This window comes from Bacillus sp. AFS015802 (assembly GCF_002561455.1).
Classification (GTDB): Bacteria; Bacillota; Bacilli; order Bacillales; family Bacillaceae_B; genus Rossellomorea.
The window spans coordinates 1-284 of the sequence record NZ_NTUP01000037.1 but is presented as its reverse complement, the minus strand read 5'-3'; the positions used below and the strand labels follow the sequence as shown (position 1 = coordinate 284).

General features: G+C 58.1%; 1 rRNA gene. It reads right to left on the bottom strand.

The window, feature by feature from the left end:
* Nucleotides 1-284: ribosomal RNA gene (locus tag CN378_RS23170) — 16S ribosomal RNA — on the bottom strand; the annotation flags it as partial.

Genomic DNA, 284 nt, shown 5'->3' with positions numbered 1-284 from the left:
GTTTGCTCCCCACGCTTTCGTGCATGAGCGTCAGTGTCATCCCAGGGGGCTGCCTTCGCCATCGGTATTCCTCCACATCTCTACGCATTTCACTGCTACACGTGGAATTCTACCCCCCTCTGACGCACTCTAGTCGTGCAGTCTCCAATGCCGTTCCCAGGTTGAGCCCGGGGCTTTCACATCAGACTTGCACAACCGCCTGCGCACGCTTTACGCCCAGTAATTCCGATTAACGCTTGCACCCTCCGTATTACCGCGGCTGCTGGCACGGAGTTAGCCGGTGC